The sequence below is a fragment of the Streptomyces sp. SID13726 genome, from assembly GCF_010548375.1.
Classification (GTDB): domain Bacteria; phylum Actinomycetota; class Actinomycetes; order Streptomycetales; family Streptomycetaceae; genus Streptomyces.
On the sequence record NZ_JAAGLY010000007.1, the window covers coordinates 437,636 to 463,989 of the forward strand.

Below are 26,354 nucleotides of genomic sequence, written 5' to 3' on the forward strand. Positions count from 1 at the left end.
GACCCGACATAGTGCAGCCAGTTGTCCACAGTCGAGTGACACGAATCGGTAACGGCAGCAAGAATGCGGGTGTGGCGTCGCGCGGAACTTTTCACGCGTGGTGTCCGTGATTCGGGGTGGGCCGGTTACGCATCACAGAGCGTCGGCCCGGAAAGTACGGGCCGAGGAGGGCCGGGTGACCACCTATGACGATCGAGCGAGCCTCACTGATCTGACCGCCGTCGTGGAGCGGGTTCGCAGTTCGGTGGAGGGCGTGATCGAGGGGAAGCCCGAGGTCGTACGGCTTTCGCTGACCGTGCTGCTCGCCGAGGGACATCTTCTGATCGAGGATGTCCCCGGCGTCGGCAAGACCATGCTGGCCAAGACGCTGGCGCGGTCCATCGACTGTTCGGTGCGCCGTATCCAGTTCACGCCCGACCTGCTGCCCTCGGACATCACAGGCGTGTCGATCTGGGACCAGCAGCGCCGGGACTTCGAGTTCAAACCGGGCGCGATCTTCGCCCAGATCGTGATCGGCGACGAGATCAACCGCGCCTCGCCGAAGACCCAGTCGGCGCTCCTGGAGTCGATGGAGGAGCGCCAGGTCACCATCGACGGCCAGACCTACGAGCTGCCCAGCCCCTTCATGGTGGTCGCCACCCAGAACCCGGTCGAGATGGAGGGCACCTACCCGCTGCCCGAGGCCCAGCGCGACCGCTTCATGGCCCGGGTCTCGGTCGGCTACCCCAGCGTGGAGGCCGAGCTCCAGATGCTCGACGTCCACGGCGGGGTGAGCCCGCTGGAGGACCTCCAGCCGGTGGCCCACGCGCACGACATCGTGAAGCTCATCGAGGCCGTCCGCGGCGTCCATGTCGCCGAGCCGGTCCGCCGGTACGCGGTCGACCTGGTCTCCGCCACGCGCAGCCACCCCGACCTCAGACTCGGCGCCTCCCCGCGCGCGACGCTGCACCTGCTGCGCGCCGCCAAGGCCTCCGCCGCTCTGAGCGGCCGGGAGTACGCGCTGCCGGACGACGTCCAGGCGCTCGCCGTGGCCGTCCTCGCCCACCGTCTGCTGCCCACCGCCCAGGCCCAGCTGAACCGGCGCACCTCGGAGCAGGTCGTGCAGGAGATCCTCCAGCGCACCCCGGTCCCGGCCGCGCCCCAGCAGGGCGGTCTCGGGATCGGCCGCACCGCGCCCGCGTATCCGCAGCAGCCGCCGCGGAGCCTGTGATGTCCACCGGGGTGCCCTCGGCCGGCGGCCCCGAGGCCGACCGGGGCGACAAGGGCGGGATCCGCACCGCGCTGGCGGGCCTGACCACCCGGGGCCGCTCCTTCTTCGCCGCCGGCATCGCCGCGGCGATCTGCGCCTACGTCCTCGGCCAGAGCGACCTGCTCCGGGTCGGCCTGCTGCTTGCCGTACTGCCCCTGGTGTGCGCCACCGTGCTCTACCGCACCCGCTACCGGGTCGCGGGCAGCCGGCGGCTCTCCCCCGCGCGCGTGCCCGCGGGCAGCGAGGCCCGCGTCCATCTGCGGATGGACAACGTCTCCCGGCTCCCCACCGGCCTGCTGATGCTCCAGGACCGGGTGCCCTACGTCCTCGGCCCGCGCCCCCGCTTCGTCCTCGACCGGGTCGAGCCGGGCGGCCGCCGCGAGGTGTCCTACCGGGTCCGCTCCGACCTGCGCGGCCGCTACCCGCTGGGCCCGCTCCAGCTGCGCCTGACCGACCCGTTCGGGATGTGCGAGCTGACCCGGTCCTTCTCGTCGTACGACACCCTGACCGTGATCCCGCGCGTGGAGGCGCTGCCGCCGGTGCGGCTGAGCGGCGAGGCGAAGGGGTACGGCGACGGACGCCAGCGCTCGCTGGCCCTGGCCGGCGAGGACGACGTGATCCCGCGCGGCTACCGCTACGGCGACGACCTGCGCCGGGTGCACTGGCGCTCCACCGCGCGCTACGGCGAGCTGATGGTCCGCCGCGAGGAGCAGCCGCAGCGCGCCCGCTGCACGGTGCTGCTCGACACCCGGGGCCTCGCCTACGCGGGCGCGGGCCCCGACTCGGCCTTCGAGTGGGCCGTCTCGGGAGCCGCCTCCGTCCTGGTGCACATGCTCGAACGGGGCTTTTCCGTACGGCTGTTGACGGACACCGGAAACTCCGTGCCCGGCGAGGGCGCCGACGGCTTCGCCGGTGCCAGCCAGGAGACCGCGGACGCGGCCGGGCTGATGATGGACACCCTCGCGGTGATCGACCACTCCGACGGCACCGGCCTGTCGCGCGCGTACGACGTACTGCGCAGCGGGAACGAAGGACTGCTGGTGGCCTTCTTCGGCGACCTCGACGAGGAGCAGGCCACAGTGGTCGCCAAGATGCGCCAGCGCAGCGGGGGCGCGCTCGCCTTCGTGCTGGACAGCGAGGGCTGGGTGCGGGAACCGACCGATGTGCCCGGCCCCGCGGACGAGCACGAGGAGCGGCTGCGGATGCTGCGCGAGGCCGGCTGGACGGCACTGGGCGTGCCGCGCGGCACCTCGCTGGAAGAGCTGTGGCGGCTCGCGGACCGTGAGCGCACGGGCGTCGGCGCGGCCGGCGCCGGGGAGGCGTCGTGATGAGCGGGCGGGCCCGGCTGGCCCTGTGCGCGTGGGCGGCCACCCTGATGGCCGCGTGCTCCCTGCTGCCGCTGGTCGAGCCGGTCACCTGGATCGTGCAGGCCGCCTTCCTGCTCGGCGTGCAGACGCTGGTGGGGGCGGGGACCCGGCGGATACCCCTGGCCCGTCCGCTGACCGTGGCGGCCCAGGCGATCGTCACCCTGGTCGTCCTGACCCTGCTCTTCGCCCGCGACCAGGCCCTCTTCGGGCTGATCCCGGGCCCGAGCGCGTTCATGCACTTCGGGGACCTGCTGCAACAGGGCGGCGACGACATCGCGCGGTACGCGATCCCGGCGCCCCTGGAGTCCGACGGCATCCGGCTGATGGTCCTGGGCGGTGTCCTGGTCATCGGGCTCGCGGTGGACACCCTGGCGGTGACCTTCCGCAGCGCGGCCCCGGCCGGTCTGCCGCTGCTCGCGCTGTACTCCGTCGCCGCGGGCCTGTCCGACGGCGGGGCCGACTGGCTGTGGTTCCTGATCGCGGCCGCCGGCTATCTGCTGCTCCTCCTGGCCGAGGGGCGCGACCGGCTCTCGCAGTGGGGCCGCGTCTTCGGCGGGGCGGCCCGCGCCCCGGGCGGTGAGTCCGGCCCGGTGGCGCCGGTGCGGACCGGGCGGCGGATCGGCGTGGTCGCGCTGGGCATCGCCCTGGTGGTGCCGCTCGGCCTGCCCTCGATGACCGGCGGCCTCCTGGACGCGGCCGGCACCGGAGTGGGCGCGGGCAACGGCAGCGGCGGCACCATCTCGGCGGTGAACCCGCTGCTGTCCCTGCGCGACAACCTGAACGTCGACGAGGACCGCCAGGTCCTCTCCGTTCGGACCGAGAGCAACGACATCTCCAACCTGTACCTGCGGATCGTCTCCCTGGACGACTTCGACGGCCGCACCTGGAAGCCCTCCAAGCGCTCCATCACGGCCGTGCCGGACGACTTCCCCACCCCGGTCGGCCTCGGTACCGGCGTCAAGCGCACGGAGGTCGACACCACCATCTCGGCGGCGAACTGGTACCAGCAGAACTACCTGCCGATGCCGTATCCGCCCAGTGGTGTCAAGGTCGCGGGCAACTGGCGTTACGAACCCCAGGGCATGGCCCTCGTCGGGGACCACGGCCAGAACACCCGCGGGCTGACCTACCAGGTCAAGAGCCTGGACGTGGAACCGACGGCCGAGCAGCTCGCCTCGGCGCCGTCGGCGCCCCCGACCATCGAGCGCGAGTACACCGACCTGCCGGACTCGCTGCCCTCGGTGGTGGCCAAGACCGCGCGCGAGGTCACCGCGGGCTCGAAGAACGCCTATGAGCAGGCGGTCGCGCTCCAGGACTACTTCGCGGTGAACGGCGGCTTCGAGTACGACACCCAGGTGCAGGTCGGCGACGGGCCGAACGCGATCGCCAACTTCCTGCGGGACAAGCAGGGCTTCTGCGTCCACTTCTCCTTCGCCATGGCGGCGATGGCCCGCTCCCTGGGCATTCCGGCCCGGGTCGCGGTGGGCTTCGCGCCCGGCACCCCGCAGGCGGACGGCACGGTGTCGGTGGGGCTCAAGGACGCCCACGCCTGGCCCGAGCTGTACTTCGAGGGCGTGGGCTGGACCCGCTTCGAGCCCACCCCGACCCGGGGCACGGTGCCGTCGTACACCGTCCCGGAGTCCTCCGGCAGCGTGGACCCCGGTGTGGCGCGGCCGTCCGCCGGGACGTCCACGGAGCCGTCGGCCTCGCCCTCGGCGAGCGAGAGCTGCTCGGCCCAGCTGCGGAAGCTGGAGGCCTGCGACAGCGCCTCCCCGGCGGCCGCGGCGGGCGGGGGCGGGAACGGCCCGTGGTGGGCCGTACAGGGGCCCTGGTGGTATCTGAAGCTGCTGTTCTGGGTGGTCGTCGGGCTGGCCGTGCTCCTGATCCCGCTGTCACCGATGCTGGTGCGGCTGCGCACCCGGTCGGTGCGGCTGGGCGGACACGGCCGCACCGAGGCGGACGCCGCCGCGCACGCCCTGGCGGCCTGGCAGGAGCTGACGGACACGGCGTGGGACTTCGGGATCCCGCCGGACGACTCGCAGACGCCGCGGAAGGCGGCGGCGCGGATCGTGCGGCTCGGCCATCTCGACCCGACGGCCGCGGCCTCGGTTCACCGGGTGGCGGACGCCGTGGAGCAGGTGCTCTACGCCCCGCGGCCCCGGCCGACGGCGGGCCTCGCCCAGGACGTCTACCGGGTGATCGGCGGGCTGCGCGAGTCGGTCAGCCGCGGCACACGGGCGCGTGCACTGGTCGCGCCCCGTTCGACCGCACGGGTGGTGTGGGCGCTGTCGGAGTGGTGGAACGGGGTCGCCACCCGGGTGGCGGCGGCCCGTCCGACGCTGCGCAAGCCGTCCGGTCAGGAAGGCTGAAAACCGCCGCGGGGCACCCCGCGGCGGCTCGGTCCGCGGCTCAAGTCCGCAGCTCAGCCCGAGGGCAGGCGTTTCGCGGGCGGGCGTTTCGGTTCCAGGGCATACGTTTCAAGGGCATACGTGAGGGGGTGACCCACCCGGCCGGGTGGGTCACCCCCTCAGGAGTTCTGTGCGAGCGAGAGCTCCGCGGGAGTGGCCGATTCGGCTACTGGCCGCCCTGCTGTTCGTCTCGGCGCTTCTGCCAGCGCTGCTCGATCCGGTCCATCATCGAGCGCTTCTGGCGTCCCTGGCGACGGGCGTGCGGGGCGCCCGCTGCGGGCTGCTCGCCCGGCTTGGGGGCCTTGCGCCAGCCGGTCACGGCGAGTACCGCACAGCCCAGCATCACCAGGAAGCCCACCACGCTGAGCCACACCTGCTTGGCGACCATACCGGCCATGAGGAGCGCGATACCCACGAGGAAGCCGGCGACCGCCTGGTAGACCCGTCGCCGGGTGTACGTACGCAGCCCGCTTCCCTCAAGCGCTGTCGCGAACTTGGGATCTTCGGCGTACAGCGCTCGCTCCATCTGCTCGAGCATTCGCTGCTCGTGCTCCGAGAGCGGCACGTCGTCCTCCTCATCGTGCAGTCGCCGGGGCGACTCGGGGGGTCCCTTCAGGATAGGCAGGGAATCGCCCCCGTGAAACCCGCCCCTCTGCGCCAATTGGCCAACCGGAATCCGCCATGAGCGCTCCGGTCGCTGAATCTTGTCATTCCCCAGCGGCCGTCCCGTCATGCCGGGCGGTCTCCCTCGATCATACGGCGCTGAGCGCCCGATCGGGGGGCCTGTGGCGTACTCCATGTGCCATCAAGTACCTGATCAGCACTACGGCGCAGGAGCCCGCTCAGGCCCCGGCGGCCTCTCGGGTCTCACCGAGCACATGGAGCTGCGTGGCCACGGAGTGGAAGGCGGGGAGCTCGGCCGCCGCCTCCTCCAGCTTCAGCAGGGCGTCCACGGCACCGGGCTCGGTGTCCACGAGCACTCCGGGGACGAGGTCGGCGAAGACGCGGACGCCGTGCACGGCGCCGACGGTGAGGCCCGCGCCCTCGACGAGCGCGGTGAGCTGTTCGGCGGTGAAGCGGCGCGGGACGGGGTCACCGTCGCCCCAGCGGCCGTTCGGGTCGTCGAGGGCCTGCCGGGCCTCCTTGAAGTGGCCGGCCAGGGCCCGCGCGAGCACGGCGCCGCCCAGTCCCGCGGCGAGCAGGCTGAGGACGCCCTCGGGGCGCAGGGCGGCCACCACGTTGCGCACGCCCTCGGCCGGGTCGTCCACGTACTCCAGGACGCCGTGGCACAGCACGACGTCGTAGGCACCGCGCTCGGCCACGTCGAAGAGGCCGTGGGCGTCGCCCTGGACCCCCCTGACCCGGTCGGCGACCCCGGCCTCGGCGGCCCGGCGCTCCAGCGCGAACAGCGCGTTGGGGCTGGGGTCGACGACGGTGACCTGGTGGCCGAGGCGGGCGACGGGCACCGCGAAGTTGCCGCTGCCGCCCCCGGTGTCGAGGACGTCCAGCGCCTGGCGTCCCGTGGCCTTGACCCGGCGGTCGAGGGCGTCCTGGAGAACGTCCCAGACCACGGCGGTACGGAGGGAGGCGCGGGGTCGCAGCGGGTCCGACACGGCAGTTGGCTCCTCGGCGCGGGTAGGAAGGCTTCAGGCGCCTTCCACCCTATTGCCTCCGGTACCCGGCCTGGTCACTCCGGTGGCACGCCCGCCGCACATCTCGTACGGCGGACCCGGTGACCCCCGTCGTGCAGCGCACCGCTCACCCCGTCATGCCGTCCCCCTGTCACCCGGCGTCCGGGAAGTCGCGCTCGCGGTCCGTGCCGTGGCCGCTTGCCTCGGGCTCGTCCGCGTCCTGGCGCGGCTGCGGCAGGACCGGCTGGAGGACCAGCATCCGCTCGACGAGGCGCAGGAACATCGCCACGTCGCGTATGAGGTCGTCGGCGTCCCGGCGGCCGGCCGCGCCCTGGATGCCGGCCTCGGCCCGGGCCCGGCGCCGGGCCCCGGAGGCGAACAGCGCGCTCCACTCGGCGAGCTCGGGCGCGATCTCGGGGAGCACTTCCCAGGCGCTCCGTATCTTGGCGCGGCGTCGGGACGTCGGCTCCGGGCGTCCCCGCGCGGCGAGCACGGCGGCCGCGGTGCGCAGGGCGGCCAGGTGGGCCGTCGCATAGCGCTCGTTCGGTGTCTCGAGCGCCGATGCCTCGTCGAGGCCCGCGCGGGCCTGGGCGAGCAGGTCGAGGGCGGCGGGTGGGGCGGTCGTCCGGCGCAGCACGGGGTGCACGTCGCTCGCCGGGCCGGTCAGTGAGGGGGCAGGGCCGGTGGCGCGGCGCCGACGGGCGGCGGCTGCGTGGTAGCTGGCCATGACGAACCTCCTGTCGTCTGGTTGACGGCACATCCCGCTACGGAGTGCCGTATGTGCCCATCGTGAGGTATGCCACTGACAATCCGTTCTGACCTGCGCTTTTGCTTCGATCGCAGGTTCGGGTTACTTTTTGCACTGACCAGTCAGTTCAAAAAGTTTCCGCTTCAAGAGGATCAGGGGGTGGCCGTGGACGGAGTCGCTGTCACGGCCGAGGGGTTCGGGCTGAAGGGACCCCGCGGCTGGGCTTTCCGCGGGATCGACCTCGCCGCGGAGCCCGGTGCGTTGATCGCCGTGGAGGGGCCTTCGGGGTCCGGCCGCACGAGCCTGCTGCTCGCGCTCACCGGACGGATGAAGGCCACCGAGGGGACGGCGACCCTGGGCGGAGCCCTGCTGCCGAAGCAACTCGCGGCGGTACGCCGGTTCAGCGCGCCCGCGAACGTCGCCGGGGTCACCGACCTCGACCCGGCACTCACGGTGGCGGAACACCTGCGCGAACGGGCGCTCCTCCAGCGCCGGTTCGGCGACTCGGTGCGCGCACTGCTGCGGCCGCGCGCGGAGCGTACGGCCGAGGAGCGGCTCCGGGTCGACACCGCCCTGACCGCCGCCGGTCTCGACCTTGAGGCGCTGCCCAAGGGCGCCAGGACCGCCGTACGGGATCTGGAACGGCCGGAGGCCCTGCGGCTGTCGATCGCCCTGGCGCTGATCGGCCGCCCGCGGCTGCTCGGCGTGGACGACCTGGACCTGAAGCTGTCCGACGCCGAGCGGGCCGAGGCCTGGGCACTGCTCAGGTCTCTCGCCGAGGCCGGCACGACGGTGGTGGCGGTGTGCAGCGAGGCTCCGGAGGGCGTGGTGCGGGTGGCTACGCGGTCGGGTGCCGAGCAGACCGCGTCCACGCGGCCGGATGCCGCGCGACCGGACGCCGAGCAGACAGTGCCCGCGCGACCCGCTGCCGAGCAGACCGCGCCCTCCGAGCGGACCGTGTCCACCCAGCCCGCCCCCGAACGCCCCGAACGCCCCGAACCCCGGAAGGAGACCCCCGATGCGCTCGCCGAGACTCGCCGCGCTTGAGCTGCGTCGCTTCGGCAGGGGGAAGCTGCCGCGTGCCGCCCTGGTGGCGCTGCTGGTGCTGCCGTTGCTCTACGGCGCCCTGTACCTGTGGTCCTTCTGGGACCCGTACGGCCGCCTGGACCGCATCCCGGTCGCCCTCGTGAACGACGACAAGGGCGCCACCGCCGACGGCAGGAAGCTCACCGCGGGCGCCGAGATCACCGAGGGGCTGCGGGACAGCCGGGTCTTCGACTGGCACCAGGTGAGCGGGGCGCAGGCACGCGCGGGCGTGGAGGACGGCACGTACTACCTGTCGTTGACCATGCCGGCCGACTTCAGCAGCCGGATCGCCTCCAGCGCGGGCGACTCCCCCGAGACCGGCGCCCTCCAGGTCCGTACGAACGACGCCAACAACTACATCGTCGGGCAGATCTCCCGGACCGTCTTCGCCGAGGTCCGCCAGGCCGCGTCCACCAAGGCCTCGCGGTCCTTCCTGGACCGGATCTTCATCTCCTTCTCCGACATCCACGGCGCCACGGTGAAGGCCGCCGACGGGGCCGACGATCTCGAAGGCGGCATAGGCAAGGCGGAGAAGGGGTCCCAGGATCTCGCCGCGGGCCTGAAGGACGCCCAGGCGGGCAGCGGGTCGCTCAGCGACGGGCTGGCGAGGCTCGACTCGGGTTCGGGCGATCTGGCGGACGGCGCGGGACAGGTCGCCGCCGGCACCCGAGCCCTCGCCGCCGAGGTGAACGGGGTCGCGGACAAGGTGGGCCCCTTCCTGAAGGACAACGAACGGACCATCGGCGACACGGCCCGGCTGGTCGCCGACTCGGCCGGGGCCGTCCGGCACAACCTCGGCACCCTGGTGAGGACCGCGCCGGCGGCCGCCCGGGGCGCGCACACCGCGGCCGACGCCCTGGACGCCGTCCACAAGGCGCGCTGCACGGACCCGGTCCTGCCCGACGCCGCCTGCGCCGACCTGAAGAAGGCCCGGCAGGCGGCCGACGACGTGGCGAAGGTCGCCGACGACGTCGACGCGCTCGTCGCCGACCAGAACGGCGACCTGAAGAAGCTCGACGGCCAACTCGCCACCCTCCAGCGGCAGGCCGAGGCACTCGCCGACCGGGCACCCCGGCTCTCCGAGGACCTCGACGACGCCGTGGCGAAGATCAACCGGCTGAACGACGGCGCGGGCAAGGTCGCCGCCGGCGCCAGAACGCTCCACTCGGGCCTCGGCACGGCACGCACCGGCGCGCAGGAGCTCGACCAGGGCGTCGGCAGGCTCAAGAGCGGGGCCGACGATCTGAGCGGCGGCATGTACAAGCTTGCCGACGGCTCAGGCAAGCTCTCCGACGGGCTGCACGACGGCGCCTCGCAGATCCCCGACTACGACAAGAAGGACCGCGATCAGCGCACCGACGTGATGGCCGACCCGGTCCAGCTGGTCTCCAAGGACCTGCACAAGGCGCCGAACTACGGCACCGGGTTCGCCCCGTACTTCATCCCGCTGTCCCTGTGGGTGGGCGCGATGGTGGCGTACATGCTGATCACCCCGATGAACCGGCGCGCGCTCGCCGCAGGGGCCCCGGCCTGGCGGATCGCGCTCGCGGGCTGGCTGCCGGTGGTGGCGATCGGGGTGCTCCAGACGGTGGCCCTGATGTCGGTGCTGCACTGGGCCGTCGGCCTGCGGATGGCCCACGCGGCCGGGACGGTGGGCTTCCTGTTCCTGGTGACGGCGTGCTTCGCGGCGATCGTCCAGTGGCTGAACGCTCGCTTCGGAGCGGCGGGCCGGATCCTCGTCCTCGCCCTGCTGATGCTCCAGCTGACGTCCGCGGGCGGCACGTACCCCGTCCAGACCAGTCCGGGCTTCTTCAACGCGCTCCACCCCTTCCTGCCGATGAGCTACGTCGTCGAGGCCCTCAGGAGGCTCATCACGGGCGGCGGACTCACTCCGGTGTGGCACGCGTGCGTGGTGCTCGTCGCCTTCACCGCGGGCGCCCTCGCGCTGACCGCCCTGTCCGCGCGCCGCAGGCAGGTGTGGACGCTGGACCGGCTGCACCCGGAGCTGACCCTGTGATCGGCAACGGGACCGCCGAGGCGCCGGTTCCTGTGACAATCAGGGCCATGGAAAGCAGCAGCGCCGCGGCGGGCGTCAGCACACGCCGTGAGGCCACCCGGCAGAAGCTCTACGAGGCGGCCGTCACGCTCATCGCCGAGCAGGGCTTCTCCGCCACCACGGTCGACGAGATCGCCGAGCGGGCCGGGGTCGCGAAGGGCACGGTCTACTACAACTTCGCGAGCAAGTCCGTCCTCTTCGAGGAGCTGCTGCGGCACGGCGTGGGCCTGCTCACCGCCTCTCTCCGCGAGGCGTCCGAGGCGACGGCACGCGCGGGTGGCGGCAAGGTGGACGCCCTGGACGCGATGATCCGCGCGGGCCTGGTCTTCATCGACCGCTACCCGGCCTTCACCCAGCTGTACGTGGCCGAGCTGTGGCGCACCAACCGGGCCTGGCAGTCCACGCTCATGGTGGTCCGTCAGGAGGCCGTGGCGGTCGTGGAGGGGGTGCTGCGCGAGGGCGTGGAGAACGGCGAGTTCAGCGACGAGATCGACGTCCCGCTGACCGCCTCCGCCCTGGTCGGCATGGTCCTGGTGGCCGCCCTGGACTGGCAGTCCTTCCAGCCCGAGCGCTCCCTGGACGACGTACACGCGGCGCTCTCGCGGCTGTTGCAGGGGCGGGTCAGCGGCCACCGGGGCTGATCGCCGGGAAGCCGGTTCGATCACGCCGGCACGCGAAAGCGCCGGTCCGCTGTGGCCGCGTCCCCCGCGGGCCACCTCGAACCGGCGCCTTCCTTGCTCCCCCGATTTCCCCCGTTTCCCCCGTGCCCCCCGTTGGGCCCCCGTTCGGTCGTTCCCCCGCTTTCCGGGTTCCCCCGTGCCTCGCTCCCGCCGGCCTCGGCCGACGGAAGGAGCGGGTCCGGGGATGCTCCGTTCCGGCGCCCCGTGTCGCCGGTTCCGGAGCCTTTCCCCTTCGCCGTGGCTCCACTCTCTCGTTCACGCAGGTCGGAACCCATCCGCGCGCGTACTCATCTCACGCTCTAGGTACGGATACTCAGTCGTACGCACTCACCCCCAGGACGCCCTGTCGCCGACTGGTTACGATCGCGTCCGTGTCCGTACTCCCCTTGGTGTTCACCAGCGGCTGGGCCAGCGGCGTCAACGCGTACGCGGTGGTGCTGCTGCTCGGCGTGTTCGGCGCGACGGGGCTGAGCGACGACGTCCCCGAGACCCTCCAGCGCCCCGAGGTCCTCGTCGTGGCGGGCCTGCTGTTCCTGTGCGAGGCGGTGGCGGACAAGATCCCGTACGTCGACTCGGCGTGGGACTCGGTCCACACGGTGGTCCGTCCGGTGGCCGGCGCCTGGGTCGGCGCCCTGCTGGCCGGCCAGAGCGGCTCGCTCAACGACGTGGTCGCGGGCCTGGTGGGCGGTTCGACGGCCCTGGCCAGCCACACGGTCAAGGCCGGCACCCGCATGGCGGTCAACGCCTCCCCCGAGCCCTTCAGCAACATCGTCCTGAGCCTGGCCGAGGATCTCGGCGTCGGCGGCATCGTCACGTTCGCGATGTTCCACCCCACGGCGGCGGCGGTCGTCGCGGGCGTCCTGCTGGTGGCGGGCCTGGTGGTGCTGTACTTCCTGATCTCCCGGATCAGGAGGTTCCGGCGCCGAAGGGCGCAGCGCCGGGAGGAGAGAAGACTGGCGGCCCGCCCACCCGGCTGAGAGGCGCGGGGCCGTGCTGAGAGGCGCGGGGCCGTATCGACAGGCGGTTCCGCCGCGTGCGCGCGACCAGCCCCGACGGACCCGCGCCCGGTCACACACCCCTACCCGCGTTGTCAGTGCCGCCCGATAAAGTCGCCGACATGGGACAAGTCGTGGTGATCGGCGCCGGCATGGGGGCCATGGCGGCCGCCGCTCGGCTCGCCGTCGCGGGGCACCGGGTGGCGGTGTACGAGCGTACGGAGACGTACGGCGGTGCGGTGCGCCGGTTCGAGCGGGACGGGTTCGGGTTCGACACCGGGCCGGGACTGCTCACGCTCCCCGCGGTCTACCGCGATCTGTTCCTGAAGACCGGCAAGGAGCCGCTGGAGTCGGTCGTCGAGCTGGTCCAGGTCGACCCGTCGTCGCGACACGTCTTCGCGGACGACAGCGAGGTGTCCCTGCCGAACGCCTCGCGCGCGGGAGTGGTCACCGCGCTCGACGAAGCCCTCGGACAGGGCGCGGGCGCCCGCTGGGGCGACTTCCTGGTCCGGGCCCGCGAGGCCTGGGACCGTACCCGCAGACCGCTCCTGGAGGAGCCGCTGTGGCCCGACTGGTCGGTGCTGGCCGAGCGCGAGCCCTACCCGTCGGTCCCCCACAAGAAGCTCCTGCGCACCCGCCGGGCCGGCACCCTGGCCGAGGTCGGCGCCTGGGAGCTGCGCGACGACCGGCTCACGGCACTGCTGGAGAGCCACGCCCTCGCGTACGGCCTCGACCCCCGTGTCACCCCGGCGAGCGCGTCCGTCCTGCCGTACATGGAGCACGCCTTCGGCACCTGGTATGTGCGCGGCGGCATCCGGGAGTTGGCGCGCGCGGTGTACGACCGGTGCGTGGCTCGCAGGGTCGAGTTCCACTTCGGCGCCGAGGTCACCGGGGTGCTGGAGAAGGACGGCCGGGCGGCCGGGGTGGAGCTGTCCGACGGGGCGGTGGCGGAGGCCGACTTCGTGGTCGCCGGTGTCGCACCCGCGGTGCTGGACCGAGCCGTTCAGCGTCCGACGGTCCGTGCCGAGGGCGCCGTACCGGCCGGGCGGACGGCGGCGAGCCGGCTGACGGTCCTGCTGGCGCTGCGCGGGGCCCGCCCGGAGGGGGCGGCACACCGGACGGTGGTGCACGCGCGGGACCGCGCGACCGAGCTGGAGCGTCTGTTCGGGGCGGACCCGGGTGCGGCCACGGGCCTGACGGTCACCGTGCTGCGGCCCGACGACCCGGCGCTGGTTCCGGACGCCGGGCATGAGGCGATCACCCTCACCGCGGCGGTACCGGCGCACTCCGCGCAGGACCGCGCCGAGGACATGATCACCGTGGCCGAGCGCGCGCTGCCGGGCCTGCGTGACCGGATCCTGTGGCGCGAGGTCCGCACTCCCGCCGACATCACCGAGGCGACCGGCGCGGAAGGCGGCGCGGTACCCGCCCCGGCTCTCGCCGCCGGTGACGGCGCTCTGCTGCACCCGGCCAACGACACCGCCGTACCGGGCCTGTTCACGGTCGGGGGCTGGTCGCACCCCGGTGGCGGGCTTCCGCACGCCGGGATGTCGGGCGCGCTGGTGGCCGGACTGATCGTGGAGGGGCCGGAGTTCCGCGGTTCGCAGTGACGTGACCAGCGGTCCCCGGACCGGTCGCCCGGCTCCGCCCGCGCGGGATCAGAAGCGGTACTGCTGCTCGTCGAAGCCGTGCCCCTGCTGGCCCTGGCCGTTCCCCTGGCCGCCCTGGCCGTTGTCCTGGTAGTAGCCCTGCTGCTCGGGCGGGAGTTCGGCGCCGTACTCGTCGGTGCGCTGCTGCGGCACCCACACCCCGCCGGCCGGGGTCTCGCCGCCGTACGTCCCGCCGTACTGGTCGTAGCCCTGCTGGACGAACTGCTGCTGACCGCCGTAGGACGTGTCGTACGACCCGGCGCCATAGGTCTGGGTGCCGATGTACGGGTCGGAGTAGGCGGCGTACTGCTGCTGTCCGGCCGGGTCGTAGCCGTACTGCTGCTGGTCGTAGCCGGTGTAGCCGTCGTAGCCGTACGTCTGGTCGGCGGAGGCCGTCGCGTACTGGTCCTGGGTCTGGCCCTGGCCCGGGTAGGACTGGTCGCCGGCGTAGGCGGCGTCGTTGTATATGCCGTAGGAGCCGGTGTCGTCGGGCAGGGGCTGGGGTTCGTAGACCGCGGTGCTCTCGGCCGCCGTGGGGGCGGCGGAGCGGGCCGGGGTGAAGACGTCGTCGCGGTCGAAGTCGTCGTGGCCGTAGCCCGAGGTGTCCTGGCGGCCCTGGTCGTACATGCCGTCGTCGGCGTAGGCCGCCTCGGGCTGCTCCAGGTCGGAGACCTCCAGGGAGGGCTCCTCGCGGCCGCGCTCCCGGCGGCTCTTCTTGCCGCCGGTCAGGCCTTCGAGGGCGGCGGGCGGGTTGACCGCCCAGCCCTGCTCGAAGCCGCGGCGGAACGACAGGGTGACGTAGGTCTGGCCGACCGCGAAGGCGATGGCGCCCAGACCGATGACGACCACCTGCGAGATCAGCACACCGCCGACCACGCCGAGGAAGCCGGCGAAGGCGAGCACGCGCCAGCGCAGTCGCGCCTTGTACTGCAACAGCACTTCGCCCAGCAGCCACAGCGCGACGATTCCGAACGCGATGTAGAGGACCGTCCAGCCCATGTACGCCCCTCTCCCAGTGACCGCTACGCAGTGTGTCGTATGTCCGTGCGGCCGGTCTAGGCCTGCGGTGGGTGGTGCAGACCCAGGTTTTCGTAGATTTCCAGGGTCGCCGTGGAGTTGTTGAGCGTGATGAAGTGCAGTCCTGGCACTCCCTCGGCCAGCAGCCGCGCGCAGAACTCCGTGGCGAACTCGATTCCGATCGAGCGTACAGCGGCCGGATCGTCCTTGGCTGTGAGGATCCGCTCTTTCAGGGCGGAGGGGATGACCGCGTTGCTGAGCTGCGGCAGGCGCTCCAGCATCCGCACGCTGGTCACGGGCATGATCTCAGGGATGACGGGGGTCGCGCAGCCCGCGGCGTCGACTCGGTCACGCAGGCGCAGATAGGACTCCGGCTGGAAGAACATCTGCGTGATGGCGTAGTCGGCGCCCGCGCGGCACTTGTCGACGAAGTGCGTGACGTCCGCGTCCCAGTCGGCGGAGCGCGGGTGCATCTCCGGGAAGGCCGCGACGCCGACGCAGAAGTCGCCCGACTCCTTGATGAGACGGACCAGTTCGGCGGCGTAGGTCAGGCCCTGCGGGTGGGCCAGCCAGTCGCCCATGGGGTCGCCGGGCGGGTCGCCGCGCACGGCCAGCATGTTGCGGATACCGGCGTCGGCGTACTGGCCGATGATGTTGCGCAGTTCGGCGATGGAGTGGTTGACCGCGGTGAGGTGGGCGACCGGGGTCAGAGTGGTGTCCGCGACGATCTGCTCGGTCTCCTTGACGGTGCCCGCGCGGGTGGAGCCGCCCGCGCCGTATGTCACGGAGACGAAGTCCGGGGCGACCGCCTCGACCCTCCTCAACGCGCTCCACAGGTTCCGCTCGCCCTTGGGAGTCTTGGGCGCCGAGAACTCGAAGGAGTACGTCGTCTTGCCCGAGGCGAGCATGTCACGCACCGTGCGTGCGCGGTCAGTCCTGGTGGATGCGGTTCCGAGGGCCATACCCGCAGGTTAGTCAGGGGGCGGCGGCCACCCAACCGGATCGGGGAAATTTGCCCGGATTGTCGACTTGTTGTCCACCCCTCGGACACCTGAACCGGTTACGCGGTGTGCCGGAGCCGCTTCGCGAACTCCGCCGCCGCGGCGCCGGGGTCGTCCGCCTCGGTGATCGCCCGCACGACCACGACCCGGCGGGCGCCGGCCTCCAGGACCTCGTCGAGGTTGCCGAGGTCGATGCCGCCGATGGCGAACCAGGGCCGGTCGGTGCCGAGCGCGGCGGTGTACCGGACCAGGTCGAGACCGGGGGCGTGGCGGCCGGGCTTGGTGGGGGTCGGCCAGCAGGGGCCGGTGCAGAAGTAGTCCACGCCGTCCTGGACGGCGGCCGCGTCGGCCTCCGACTCGGCGTGGGTGGAGCGGCCCATGAGGACGCCGTCGCCGAGGATCGCGCGGGCGGCGGGGACGGGCAGGTCGCCCTGGCCGAGGTGGAGCACGTCGGCACCGGCCGCGTGGGCGACGTCGGCCCGGTCGTTGACCGCGAGCAGCTTGCCGTGCCGGGCGCAGGCGTCGGCGAGGACCTTCAGGTGCTCCAGCTCCTCGGCCGCCTCCATGCCCTTGTCCCGCAGCTGCACGATGTCGACGCCACCGGCCAGGACCGCGTCCAGGAACTCGGCGAGGTCGCCCTGGCGCCGCCGTGCGTCGGTGCAGAGGTAGACGCGGGCGTCGGCGAGCTGGGTGCGGGCGGTGTCGGGCATGCGTGTGTCTCCCCCGGGTTCGGTGGCGTACGGGCCGTGCGGGGCCGGGGTCGTGGCCCCTGCGGTCACGGCCCGTACGCCGGTGCTGTTCGGATCAGACGGCGAGCGCCTGGGCCCGGCGCTTCACCTCCGTGCCGCGATTCTCGCTCAGGGCCTGCGCGGGGGTGCCGGGCAGGCTCTCGTCGGGGGTGAAGAGCCACTCCAGCATCTCTTCGTCGGAGAAGCCGTCGTCCCTGAGGAGCGTCAAGGTGCCGGTCAGGCCCTTGACGACCTTCTGCTCGGCCTCGTCGATGAAGGCGGCGGGGACGTGCAGCGCGCGGTTCTCACCACGGCGTACGGCGATCAGCTGGCCCTCCTTGACCAGCTGCCGCACCCGCGTCACCTCGACGTCGAGCAGCTCCGCGATGTCGGGGAGGGTGAGCCAGGCAGGCACGAGAGCATCGGTCTTTGCGTCAATCTCGGTCACGGGATTAAGCGTGCCATCCCGCACTGACAGTCGGAAGCCGGGACGCCTCCGGCGGGCGACAGAGATGGGGTGCCGGGTGCCGTCGCCTGGGCCGACCGCCCAGGCGCCGCAAGGAAAAACCAGCCACCCGGGACTCGGCCGAACCCGGATACAGCGAAGCCCGGAGACGGCGAACCCGGACACAGCGAAACCCGGACACAACCGAACCCGGCCGCAACAGTGCCGCTCCCTACACGACCGCCGCCTTCAGCGGCCTCGCCGGGTCCGCCAGCAGCTCCCGGTCCATCACGGCGCCCGCCTCGATGAGCCTGCGCCCCTGGGCCAGGTCGCGGGGACGGCCCACCGCGAGGAGGGCGATCAGGCGGTCCTCGCGGAGCCAGCAGACCGTCCAGGCGGGGCCGGACGGCTCGCCGCGCCACAGGGTCGTGTCGGCGGACGCGTGGTGGCCGACGTACTGCACGAAGCGGCCGAACTGCTCGGACCAGAAGTACGGGACTGGGTCGTAGACCGAGGGGGCCTCGCCCAGGATGTTCGCGGCGACCGTGCGCGGCCCCTGGAGGGCGTTGTCCCAGTGGTGGACCAGCAGGCGCTCGCCGTAGCGCGTCGAGGGGAAGGACGCGCAGTCGCCGACCGCGTAGACGTCCGGCACGGAGGTGCGCAGCCGCTCGTCGGCGACGACCTCGCCGTGCGCGCCGAGTTCGATGCCCGAACCGGCGAGCCAGGCGGTGGCGGGCCGGGCGCCGATGCCGACGACGACCGCGCCCGCGGCCACCCGGGAGCCGTCGTCCAGGACGACCGCGCCGGGTTCGACGCGCGCCACACGCGTGTGCGTGCGCAGAGACGCCCCCGCGTCGGCGTACCAGGACGTCATCGGCGCGGCCACCTCGGCGGGCAGCGCGCCCGCGAGCGGCCGTTCGGCGGCTTCCACGACCGTCACCGCGCAGCCCGCCTCGCGCGCGGCGGTGGCGAACTCGGCGCCGATCCAGCCCGCTCCGACGACCACGATGTCGTGCTGCCGGGCGAGCACGGGGCGCAGCCGCTCGGCGTCGTCCAGGGTGCGCAGCAGATGCACGCCGGGCACGCCCTCGGTCCCGGGCAGCCGGACCGGTTCGGCTCCGGTGGCGAGGACGAGGACGTCGTACGGGACGGGCCCGGCCTCGGTGTCCAGTTCGTGTGCGTCGGGGCGCACGCCCAGCGCCTCGCGGCCGAGCAGCAGTTCGAGGCCGAGGGCTTCGAAGTCCACGTCGAAGGCCGAGCCCTCGGCGGTGCCGAGCAGGACCGCCTTGGACAGCGGTGGGCGGTCGTAGGGCTGATGGGGCTCCGCGCCGATCACCGTCACGGTGCCCCGGAAGCCCTGTTCCCGCAGGGCGACCGCGGTCTGTACGCCGGCCATGCCCGCGCCGACCACGACCACCCGTCGCTGCGACATCGTCGTCTGCTCGCTCACCTGATCACCATAGTCAACTGACAATCAGTCAGTCAGGACTCGTGCTCCGTGACCTGCTCCACAACGCTCGTCCCGCTGCCCTGCTGCGACTCCCACTCCCAGCTCTCGTCCAGCCGCACCCGGCCGTCGGGCAGCTCCACGACCGTCGAGACGCAGTGCCCCGAGGAGGTGGTCCCGTCGTGCTTGAGCTGCACGTACCGGAAGTCGAGCCGGTCCCCCGCACGGGTACCCACGAGATGCCCGCGTACGACGTCGCCGCCCTCGTACTCGGCCCAGATCTCCCCGTCATTCTCGTGGTACGTGAACCGGGTCCGCGTACCGACCTGACCTGGGGCCTGATCGGCGACAGGGGCGAGGACGAGACCGTCGAGCGAGCGTGCCACGGAGAGAGGCTCCCTTACTGAGACATCCGGCGTCGGGCTAGGGTGGCCAACGTAGAGCACTCGCGGGAGCCCGGACGCACCGGGCTGAGAGGGAGGCTGGCGGCCTCCGACCGTACGAACCTGATCCGGGTCATGCCGGCGAAGGGAGGGGCTGGACGCCCATGTCCTCACGTACGTCAGACGTCCTCGTGGTCGGGGGCGGCATCATCGGCCTGGTCACGGCCTGGCGGGCCGCGCAGCGCGGTCTGGCCACGGCCGTCGTGGACCCCGAACCGGGCGGCGGGGCCGCCCAGGTGGCCGCCGGGATGCTGGCCGCCGTCACGGAACTGCACTACGGCGAGCAGACCCTGCTCGGCCTGAACCTGGCCTCGGCCGGCCGTTATCCCGGCTTCGCGGCCGAGCTCACCGACCTGACCGGCCTCGACCTCGGCTACCGCCGCTGCGGCACGCTCGCCGTCGCCCTGGACGCCGACGACCGCGCCCACCTGCGCGAACTGCACGCCCTCCAGCGGCAGTCGGGCCTGGACTCGGAGTGGCTGTCCGGGCGGGAGTGCCGGCGTCTGGAGCCGATGCTCGCGCCCGGGGTGCGGGGCGGGCTGCGGGTGGACGGCGACCACCAGGTCGATCCGCGCCGCCTCACGCGCGCGTTGCTGGCCGCGTGCGAGCGGGCGGGCGTGGTCTTCCACCACACGTGGGCCGAGGGTCTGCGGGTCGTACGGGACCGTGCCGCCGGGGTCACCACCGCGGACGGCGACGACCTGGGCGCCGACCAGGTCGTGCTCGCCGGCGGAAGCCTCAGCGGCCGCCTGAAGGGGGTCCCGGAGGACGTACTGCCTCCTGTGCGGCCGGTGAAGGGCCAGGTGCTGCGGCTGACCGTGCCGCCGCGGTACGCGCCCTTCCTGAGCCGTACCGTGCGGGCCGTGGTGCGCGGCAGCCACGTCTACCTGGTGCCGCGCGAGAACGGCGAGCTGGTGATCGGCGCGACCAGCGAGGAACTGGGCTGGGACACGACGGTCACCGCGGGCGGGGTCTACGAGCTGCTGCGGGACGCGCACGAACTGGTCCCCGGCATCACCGAGCTGCCGCTGACGGAGACCCGCGCGGGACTGCGCCCGGGCTCCCCCGACAACGCCCCCCTGCTCGGCCCGACCGACCTGCCCGGCCTCCTGCTGGCCACCGGGCACTACCGCAACGGCGTGCTGCTGACGCCGGTCACCGGGGACGCGCTGGCGCACGCCCTGACGACCGGTGAACTGCCGGAGGTGGCCCGCCCGTTCACCCCGAGGCGTTTCCTGAACCGCGTGGAGCAGCCGGTATGAACATCTCCGTCAACGGGGAGCCGCGGGAGTTCGCCCCCGGCACGGCCCTCGACCTCGTCGTACGAGCCCTGACCCCGGCGCCCTCGGGCGTCGCCGCCGCGCTCAACGAAACCGTCGTCCCGCGCGCGCAGTGGTCCGCCACGGCCCTCTCCGAGGGAGACCGCGTGGAAGTCCTCACCGCGGTCCAGGGAGGCTGACCATGGCCGACGATCCCTTCGTCCTCGGCGGTACGGCCTTCTCGTCCCGGCTGATCATGGGCACGGGCGGGGCGCCCAGCCTGGACGTCCTGGAGCGCGCGCTGGTCGCCTCCGGCACCGAGCTGACGACGGTCGCGATGCGGCGCGTGGACCCCTCGGTGCACGGTTCGGTCCTGTCCGTCCTCACGAAGCTCGGCATCCGGATCCTGCCGAACACGGCCGGGTGCTTCACCGCCGGGGAAGCCGTCCTGACGGCCCGTCTCGCGCGCGAGGCGCTCGGCACCGACCTGGTCAAGCTGGAGGTCATCGCCGACGAGCGCACCCTGCTGCCGGACCCGATCGAGCTGCTGGACGCGGTGGAGACGCTGGTGGACGACGGCTTCACGGTGCTGCCGTACACCAACGACGACCCGGTACTGGCCCGCAAGCTGGAGGACGCGGGCTGTGCGGCGATCATGCCGCTCGGCTCCCCGATCGGCTCCGGGCTCGGCATCCGCAACCCGCACAACTTCCAGCTGATCGTCGAGCACGCGCGCGTGCCGGTGATCCTGGACGCGGGGGCCGGCACGGCGTCCGACGCGGCCCTGGCGATGGAGCTGGGGTGCGCGGGTGTGATGCTCGCCTCGGCGGTGACCCGGGCCCAGGAGCCGGAGCTGATGGCGCACGCGATGCGGCACGGGGTGGAGGCGGGGCGGCTGGCCCACCGGGCGGGGCGGATTCCGCGGCGGCATTTCGCCCAGGCGTCGTCTCCGGTGGAGGGCAGGGCGGTGCTGGATCCGGAGCGTCCGGCGTTCTGAACGCACGTTCGATCAGGAACACGAGCAGGTGCGACCTCCGTCACAGGTCGGCTCCAGTACCGCCCCTATGTCCGCCGAACCGGATGGACTGTCAGCGTCGGCTCGTACACTCGCCTGCGTGGATACGACCCTTCAGGACCCGCTGGTCGGGCAGGTGCTCGACGGCCGCTATCGCGTGGACGCGCGGATCGCGGTCGGCGGGATGGCCACGGTCTACCGGGCCCTGGACACCCGTCTGGACCGCGTGCTCGCGCTCAAGGTGATGCACCCCGCGCTCGCGGCGGACGGGACCTTCGTCGAGCGGTTCATCCGGGAGGCCAAGTCCGTCGCCCGGCTCGCGCACCCCAACGTTGTGCAGGTCTTCGACCAGGGCACCGACGGGTCGTACGTCTATCTCGCCATGGAGTACGTCGCCGGCTGCACCCTGCGCGACGTACTGCGCGAGCGCGGGGCCCTGCAGCCGCGCGCCGCCCTGGACATCCTGGAGCCGGTCCTGGCCGCGCTCGGCGCCGCGCACCGCGCCGGGTTCGTGCACCGGGACATGAAGCCGGAGAACGTCCTGATAGGGGACGACGGCAGGGTCAAGGTCGCCGACTTCGGGCTCGTGCGGTCCGTGAACACCGTGACCAGCACCACCGGGGCGGTCCTCGGCACCGTCTCCTACCTCTCCCCGGAACAGATCGACCAGCCCGGCACCGCCGACGCGCGCGTGGACGTGTACGCGTGCGGTGTCGTCCTGTACGAGATGCTGACCGGCAGCCAGCCGCACGAGGGCGAGTCCCCCGCGATAGTCCTCTACAAGCACCTCCACGAGGACGTGCCCCCGCCCTCGGCGGTGGTCCCGGGACTGCCGTACGAACTGGACGAACTGGTCGCGTCGGCCACCGCCCGCACCCCGGACCTGCGCCCGTACGACGCCGTGGCGCTGCTCGCGCAGACCCGTGAGGCACACGGCAGGCTGACCGCCGACCAGCTGGACATGGTGCCGCCGCAGGCGCTCTCCGCGGAGTACGCGGGCGCCGACAACCGCACGAGCGTGATCCCGCGCTCGCTCACCGTGCCGCGCCCGCTTCCGGTCAACGAGGACGAGCCCGAGCCCGCGTACCACCGCACCAGCCGCCTGGAGAGCCCGCCGCCGCTGCCGCCGCGCAGCCGCCGCTCCGGTGGTCCCCGGCGCGGCCCTCTCGCGATAGCCGTCGCCGCGATCGTGCTGGTCCTCGGCCTGGGCGCGGGCGTCTGGTACATCAACTCCGGCCAGTTCACCCGGGTCCCGGCCCTGCTGGCCAAGAGCGAGACCCAGGCCCGCGACCGGCTGGACGAAGCGGGCCTGGACACCGGCAAGGTCAGCTACGCCTACAGCGACACCGTCAAGCGCGGCACCGTCATCAGCACGGACCCGGAGGTGGGCACCCGCATACGGAACAACGACTCCGTGGCGATCACCGTCTCCAGGGGCCCGCAGACCGTGCGGGTGCCCGACGTGGACGGGTGGGCGCTGGGCAGGGCGAGGGACCGGCTCAAGACGGAGGGGCTGGAGCCGGGCATGGTCACCCGGGAGTTCAGCGACAGCGTCCCGAAGGGGTTCGTCATCAGCACCGACCCCGGGGACGGCACCACGCTCCGCGCGGGCTCGGCGATCGCGCTCACCGTCAGCAAGGGCGCCCCGGTCGACGTCCCGGACGTCACGGGCGAGGACCTGTCCGACGCGAAGGCAGACCTCACGGAGGCCGGCCTGAAGGTGAAGATCGCCACGGTCCGGGTCAACTCGGAGTACGACGCGGGCCAGGTCGCCAAGCAGAGCCCGGCCGCCGACAGCCAGGCCGCCGAGGGCGACACCGTCACGCTGACGATCTCCAAGGGCCCCGAGATGATCGAGGTCCCGGACGTCACGGGAGACAGCGTCGACGACGCGAAGACCGCGCTGGAGGGCGCGGGCTTCCAGGTCGACGAGGACCGGGGCCTGCTGGGCCTGTTCGGCGACACGGTGAAGAAGCAGTCCGTGGAGGGCGGCGACACCGCGCCGAAGGGTTCGACGATCACGATCACGATCCGCTGACAAGCGCCTCACGGGGGCGCCGGGTTCGGTGGTCGGTGGGGTGCGCCCACCTGTCTTTGAGGGGCGCGGGGAACTGCGCGACCAGCCACAACACCACCCGCACCCGCCCGACCACCACCTCCCCCCACCCCCCGAGGCCCCCCGCCCCAGCGCCGCAGGCAATGGCAGGCTTGACCCGTGACAACTCTGCGCAATCCCATCGGCGGCCACGTCCCCGTCGCCGGCGGTCTGCACTCCGTGGGACTCTCCTACGCCCGTGACCTGAACGCCGAGACCGTCCAGGTCTTCGTCGCCAACCCCCGAGGCTGGGCCACCCCCGTCGGCAACCCCCGGCAGGACGAGGCGTTCCGTGAAGCCTGTGCTGAGGAGCGGATCCCGGCGTACGTCCACGCCCCCTACCTGATCAACTTCGGCTCGCACACCGAGGCCACGGTCGAGAAGTCCGTGGAGTCGCTGCGGCACTCCCTGCGCCGCGGGCGGGAGATCGGCGCCCTGGGTGTCGTCGTGCACACCGGGAGCGCCACCGGCGGCCGGGACCGTTCCGTGGCGCTGAAGCAGGTGCGCGAGTATCTGCTGCCGCTGCTCGACGAGCTGACCCACGACGACGACCCGTATCTGCTGCTGGAGTCGACCGCGGGCCAGGGCGCCTCGCTCTGCTCGCGGACCTGGGACTTCGGGCCGTACTTCGAGGCGCTGGACGCCCATCCGAAGCTGGGTGTCTGCCTGGACACCTGCCACATCTTCGCGGCCGGTCACGACCTGACCGGCCCGAGCGGAATGCACCAGACGCTGGACCTGCTGGTGGACACGGTCGGCGAGGGCCGGCTGAAGCTGATCCACGCCAACGACTCGAAGGACGTGGTCGGCGCCCACAAGGACCGTCACGAGAACATCGGCTCGGGCCACATCGGCGAGGATCCCTTCCGCGCACTGATGACCCACCCCGCGACCGAGGGCGTCCCGCTGGTCATCGAGACGCCCGGCGGCAAGGAGGGGCACGCGGCGGACGTGGAGCGGCTGAAGAAACTCCGGGACGCATAGCTCTCGAAGGAATACCCCCGGGGGGTATATGGTTCCGATAGGCGCAGGCACCGTCACCTGACTTTGGGGGCACTCATGCAGCACCGGACAAACGCGTGGACCACCGCGATCCAGGCCACCCTCCACTGCCTCACCGGCTGCGCCATCGGCGAGGTGCTCGGCATGGTCGTGGGCACCGCGCTCGGCTGGGGGAACGCACCCACGACCGTCCTCGCGATCGCCCTGGCCTTCTTCTTCGGCTACTCCCTCACCCTGCGCGGGGTCCTGAAGGCCGGCCTGGGCTTCCGGGCCGCGCTGCGGGTGGCGCTGGCCGCGGACACGCTGTCGATCGCGGTCATGGAGCTGATCGACAACGGCGTGATCGCGCTGTGGCCGGACGCGATGGACGCGGAACTCGCCGACCTGCTGTTCTGGGCGTCACTGGCGATCTCGCTGGTCATCGCGTTCGTCGTCACAGTGCCGGTGAACAAGTGGATGATCGGCCGGGGCAAGGGGCACGCCGTGGTCCACCAGCACCACGCGCACTGAACGGCCTACAGCTCCGGGCCGTCCCCCGGCTCCTCCTGGTAGGAGTACCGCTGCTCCTGCCAGGGGTCGCCGACGTTGTGATAGCCGCGCTCCTCCCAGAAGCCCCGGCGGTCCGCGGTCATGTACTCCACGCCTCGGACCCATTTGGGCCCCTTCCAGGCGTACAGATGGGGGACGACCAGGCGCAGCGGAAAGCCGTGCTCCGCGGTCAGCAGCTCGCCGTCCTTGTGGGTCGCGAAGATCGCGCGGTCGGAGGCGAAGTCCGCGAGGCGGAGGTTGGAGCTGAAGCCGTACTCGGCCCAGACCATCACATGGGTGACCGCGGGCGCGGGCGGGGCGATCTCCAGGATCGCGCGGGCGGGAACGCCGCCCCACTCGGCGCCGAGCATGCTGAACTTCGTCACGCAGTGCAGGTCACCCACGACGGTGGCGTACGGCAGCGCCGCGAACTCCTCGTGGTTCCAGCAGCGCTTCTCGCCGTCGGCGGTGGCACCGAAGACCCGGAACTCCCAGCGCTCGGGCCGGAACTTGGGGACGGGTCCGTAGTGCGTGACCGGCCAGCCGCGCTGCAGTCGCTGTCCCGGCGGAAGCTCGGCGTGCGCCCCTTCTCCGCTCTCGCGCTCCACCGGCTGATCCATGCCTTCCATCCTGACAGACCCAGGGGGATGCACCTGACCAACCCCTACCTAATTCACCTCAAACTGGACTAAGCATGCCCTTACTTACTAAGTGAAGACTTACTGGACGATCTTCTTCACCGATGCAAGGATGCGGCGCAACCCGCCAGTTCCCCCCGCCTGGAAGGAGCCTCTGCGATGCAGGGCGACCCCGAGGTCATCGAATTCCTCAACGAGCAGCTCACGGGCGAGCTCACCGCGATCAACCAGTACTTCCTGCACGCGAAGATGCAGGAGAACTTCGGCTGGACGAAGCTCGCCAAGTACACGCGGCACGAGTCGTTCGACGAGATGAAGCACGCCGAGGTGCTCACCGACCGCATCCTCTTCCTGGAGGGACTGCCGAACTACCAGCGGCTGTTCCACGTGCGCGTGGGCCAGACCGTCAAGGAGATGTTCGAGGCCGACCGGCAGGTCGAGGTCGAGGCGATCGACCGCCTCAAGCGCGGTATCGAGGTCATGCGCACCAAGGGCGACATCACGTCGGCGAACATCTTCGAGTCGATCCTCGAGGACGAGGAACACCACATCGACTACCTCGACACGCAGCTGGAGCTGCTGGAGAAGCTCGGTGAGGCGCTCTACATCGCGCAGCTGATCGAGCAGCCGGAGAGCTAGGCGGCCTCGTCCAGCTCGGCGAGTTCGGTGATCTCGGCGAGTGCGGGGCGCGGACAGGCGCCCCGGCCCAGGAGAGCCTGGATGCGCCGCACGCAGGAACCGCAGTCGGTGCCCGCCTTGCAGGCGGAGGCTATCTGGCGCGGCGTGCAGGCGCCGTTCTCCGCGTGTTGCTTGACCTGCGTCTCGGTCACACCGAAGCAGCTGCACACGTACACGCGGATTCACCTC

The 26,354-nt window shown here is 72.3% G+C and carries 26 protein-coding genes and 1 riboswitch; of the genes, 15 read left to right on the forward strand and 11 right to left on the reverse strand.

All coding sequences use genetic code 11. The features are described 5' to 3' along the window. The first annotated feature begins 175 nt into the window (after positions 1 to 175). Genes G3I78_RS21695 through G3I78_RS21705 form a run of 3 tightly spaced genes read left to right on the forward strand, consistent with a single transcriptional unit; the run spans position 176 to position 4,985 of the window. Positions 176 to 1,210, forward strand: coding sequence for a MoxR family ATPase (locus G3I78_RS21695; RefSeq protein WP_164427051.1), 1,035 nt, complete (start codon positions 176 to 178; stop codon positions 1,208 to 1,210). Further along, positions 1,210 to 2,577, forward strand: a complete 1,368-nt coding sequence (locus G3I78_RS21700) for a DUF58 domain-containing protein (protein ID WP_164427052.1) — start codon at positions 1,210 to 1,212, stop codon at positions 2,575 to 2,577. The genes G3I78_RS21695 and G3I78_RS21700 overlap by 1 nt, the downstream gene beginning before the upstream one ends. Then, a complete protein-coding gene (locus G3I78_RS21705; protein WP_164427054.1) occupies positions 2,577 to 4,985 on the forward strand; it encodes a DUF3488 and transglutaminase-like domain-containing protein in 2,409 nt (802 codons plus the stop codon). The genes G3I78_RS21700 and G3I78_RS21705 overlap by 1 nt, the downstream gene beginning before the upstream one ends. 205 nt (positions 4,986 to 5,190) lie before the next feature. Here the strand turns inward: G3I78_RS21705 and G3I78_RS21710 are convergent, their stop codons facing one another. The 3 genes from G3I78_RS21710 to G3I78_RS21720 form a co-directional block, all read right to left on the reverse strand. Continuing rightward, positions 5,191 to 5,589: a DUF3040 domain-containing protein gene (locus G3I78_RS21710; RefSeq protein WP_164427056.1), complete on the reverse strand. Its 399-nt coding sequence runs from the start codon at positions 5,587 to 5,589 to the stop codon at positions 5,191 to 5,193. A 277-nt stretch (positions 5,590 to 5,866) separates the two neighbouring features. Further along, positions 5,867 to 6,637 carry a methyltransferase gene (locus G3I78_RS21715; RefSeq protein ID WP_164427058.1) on the reverse strand — a complete coding sequence of 257 codons (771 nt, stop codon included), beginning with the start codon at positions 6,635 to 6,637 and terminating at the stop codon, positions 5,867 to 5,869. A gap of 169 nt (positions 6,638 to 6,806) precedes the next feature. Further along, entirely contained in the window at positions 6,807 to 7,382 is a 576-nt protein-coding gene (locus tag G3I78_RS21720) for an SAV_6107 family HEPN domain-containing protein (protein ID WP_164427060.1), read from the reverse strand. A 186-nt stretch (positions 7,383 to 7,568) separates the two neighbouring features. Between G3I78_RS21720 and G3I78_RS21725 the strand changes: the two genes are divergently transcribed. From G3I78_RS21725 to G3I78_RS21745, 5 genes are all read left to right on the forward strand, one after another. Continuing rightward, a complete protein-coding gene (locus G3I78_RS21725) occupies positions 7,569 to 8,450 on the forward strand; it encodes an ATP-binding cassette domain-containing protein (RefSeq protein WP_343243813.1) in 882 nt (293 codons plus the stop codon). Next, positions 8,422 to 10,506: a YhgE/Pip domain-containing protein gene (locus G3I78_RS21730; protein WP_164427064.1), complete on the forward strand. Its 2,085-nt coding sequence runs from the start codon at positions 8,422 to 8,424 to the stop codon at positions 10,504 to 10,506. Before G3I78_RS21725 ends, G3I78_RS21730 begins: the two co-directional genes overlap by 29 nt. 47 nt (positions 10,507 to 10,553) lie before the next feature. After that, positions 10,554 to 11,186, forward strand: a complete 633-nt coding sequence (locus G3I78_RS21735) for a TetR/AcrR family transcriptional regulator (RefSeq protein ID WP_164427066.1) — start codon at positions 10,554 to 10,556, stop codon at positions 11,184 to 11,186. Positions 11,187 to 11,596: 410 nt separating this feature from the next. After that, on the forward strand, positions 11,597 to 12,202 hold the full coding sequence (locus tag G3I78_RS21740; protein ID WP_164427068.1) for a DUF4126 domain-containing protein: 606 nt from the start codon (positions 11,597 to 11,599) through the stop codon (positions 12,200 to 12,202). 140 nt (positions 12,203 to 12,342) lie between these two features. Continuing rightward, positions 12,343 to 13,830: an NAD(P)/FAD-dependent oxidoreductase gene (locus G3I78_RS21745; protein ID WP_164427070.1), complete on the forward strand. Its 1,488-nt coding sequence runs from the start codon at positions 12,343 to 12,345 to the stop codon at positions 13,828 to 13,830. Positions 13,831 to 13,878: 48 nt separating this feature from the next. Here G3I78_RS21745 and G3I78_RS21750 read toward each other — a convergent pair whose 3' ends face one another. The 6 genes from G3I78_RS21750 to G3I78_RS21775 all read right to left on the reverse strand — a co-directional run bounded on the left by G3I78_RS21750 (position 13,879) and on the right by G3I78_RS21775 (position 18,893). Next, positions 13,879 to 14,868 (reverse strand): hypothetical protein, encoded by a 990-nt coding sequence (locus G3I78_RS21750; protein WP_164427072.1) that lies wholly within the window; start codon positions 14,866 to 14,868, stop codon positions 13,879 to 13,881. 56 nt (positions 14,869 to 14,924) lie between these two features. Beyond that, positions 14,925 to 15,848, reverse strand: coding sequence for a methylenetetrahydrofolate reductase [NAD(P)H] (metF, locus tag G3I78_RS21755; RefSeq protein WP_164427074.1), 924 nt, complete (start codon positions 15,846 to 15,848; stop codon positions 14,925 to 14,927). Positions 15,849 to 15,946: 98 nt separating this feature from the next. After that, positions 15,947 to 16,597, reverse strand: coding sequence for a thiamine phosphate synthase (thiE, locus tag G3I78_RS21760; protein WP_164427076.1), 651 nt, complete (start codon positions 16,595 to 16,597; stop codon positions 15,947 to 15,949). A 94-nt stretch (positions 16,598 to 16,691) separates the two neighbouring features. Further along, positions 16,692 to 17,063 carry an Rv2175c family DNA-binding protein gene (locus tag G3I78_RS21765; RefSeq protein WP_164427078.1) on the reverse strand — a complete coding sequence of 124 codons (372 nt, stop codon included), beginning with the start codon at positions 17,061 to 17,063 and terminating at the stop codon, positions 16,692 to 16,694. A 229-nt stretch (positions 17,064 to 17,292) separates the two neighbouring features. Beyond that, on the reverse strand, positions 17,293 to 18,492 hold the full coding sequence (locus tag G3I78_RS21770) for an FAD-dependent oxidoreductase (RefSeq protein ID WP_203615334.1): 1,200 nt from the start codon (positions 18,490 to 18,492) through the stop codon (positions 17,293 to 17,295). Between the two features lie 50 nt (positions 18,493 to 18,542). Further along, entirely contained in the window at positions 18,543 to 18,893 is a 351-nt protein-coding gene (locus G3I78_RS21775; protein ID WP_164427080.1) for a hypothetical protein, read from the reverse strand. Positions 18,894 to 18,945: 52 nt separating this feature from the next. Continuing rightward, positions 18,946 to 19,057, forward strand: a riboswitch (TPP riboswitch). Between G3I78_RS21775 and thiO the strand changes: the two genes are divergently transcribed. The 6 genes from thiO (at position 19,055) to G3I78_RS21805 (ending at position 24,831) form a co-directional block, all read left to right on the forward strand. After that, on the forward strand, positions 19,055 to 20,212 hold the full coding sequence (gene thiO / locus G3I78_RS21780; RefSeq protein WP_164427082.1) for a glycine oxidase ThiO: 1,158 nt from the start codon (positions 19,055 to 19,057) through the stop codon (positions 20,210 to 20,212). (Overlaps the previous riboswitch by 3 nt.) Further along, a complete protein-coding gene (thiS, locus tag G3I78_RS21785; protein ID WP_164427084.1) occupies positions 20,209 to 20,409 on the forward strand; it encodes a sulfur carrier protein ThiS in 201 nt (66 codons plus the stop codon). The genes thiO and thiS overlap by 4 nt, the downstream gene beginning before the upstream one ends. Before the next feature lie 2 nt (positions 20,410 to 20,411). Continuing rightward, positions 20,412 to 21,206: a thiazole synthase gene (locus tag G3I78_RS21790; protein WP_164427086.1), complete on the forward strand. Its 795-nt coding sequence runs from the start codon at positions 20,412 to 20,414 to the stop codon at positions 21,204 to 21,206. A 118-nt stretch (positions 21,207 to 21,324) separates the two neighbouring features. Next, positions 21,325 to 23,262, forward strand: coding sequence for a Stk1 family PASTA domain-containing Ser/Thr kinase (gene pknB, locus G3I78_RS21795; RefSeq protein ID WP_164427088.1), 1,938 nt, complete (start codon positions 21,325 to 21,327; stop codon positions 23,260 to 23,262). 177 nt (positions 23,263 to 23,439) lie between these two features. Next, positions 23,440 to 24,303: a deoxyribonuclease IV gene (locus G3I78_RS21800; protein ID WP_164427090.1), complete on the forward strand. Its 864-nt coding sequence runs from the start codon at positions 23,440 to 23,442 to the stop codon at positions 24,301 to 24,303. Positions 24,304 to 24,378: 75 nt separating this feature from the next. Then, entirely contained in the window at positions 24,379 to 24,831 is a 453-nt protein-coding gene (locus G3I78_RS21805) for a DUF4396 domain-containing protein (RefSeq protein WP_164427092.1), read from the forward strand. A gap of 5 nt (positions 24,832 to 24,836) precedes the next feature. Here the strand turns inward: G3I78_RS21805 and G3I78_RS21810 are convergent, their stop codons facing one another. Further along, the gene (locus G3I78_RS21810) at positions 24,837 to 25,469 is read right to left on the reverse strand and encodes a sulfite oxidase-like oxidoreductase (protein WP_164427094.1); all 633 of its coding nucleotides are present in this window, start codon (positions 25,467 to 25,469) and stop codon (positions 24,837 to 24,839) included. 177 nt (positions 25,470 to 25,646) lie between these two features. Here G3I78_RS21810 and bfr point away from each other — a divergent pair, with 177 nt between their 5' ends. After that, positions 25,647 to 26,126, forward strand: a complete 480-nt coding sequence (bfr, locus tag G3I78_RS21815; RefSeq protein ID WP_164427096.1) for a bacterioferritin — start codon at positions 25,647 to 25,649, stop codon at positions 26,124 to 26,126. On the opposite strand, the gene G3I78_RS21820 is transcribed toward bfr, so the two are convergent. Continuing rightward, positions 26,123 to 26,341: a (2Fe-2S)-binding protein gene (locus tag G3I78_RS21820; RefSeq protein ID WP_164427098.1), complete on the reverse strand. Its 219-nt coding sequence runs from the start codon at positions 26,339 to 26,341 to the stop codon at positions 26,123 to 26,125. The two genes, bfr and G3I78_RS21820, sit on opposite strands and share 4 nt — an antisense overlap. Between the last annotated feature and the right edge of the window lie 13 nt (positions 26,342 to 26,354).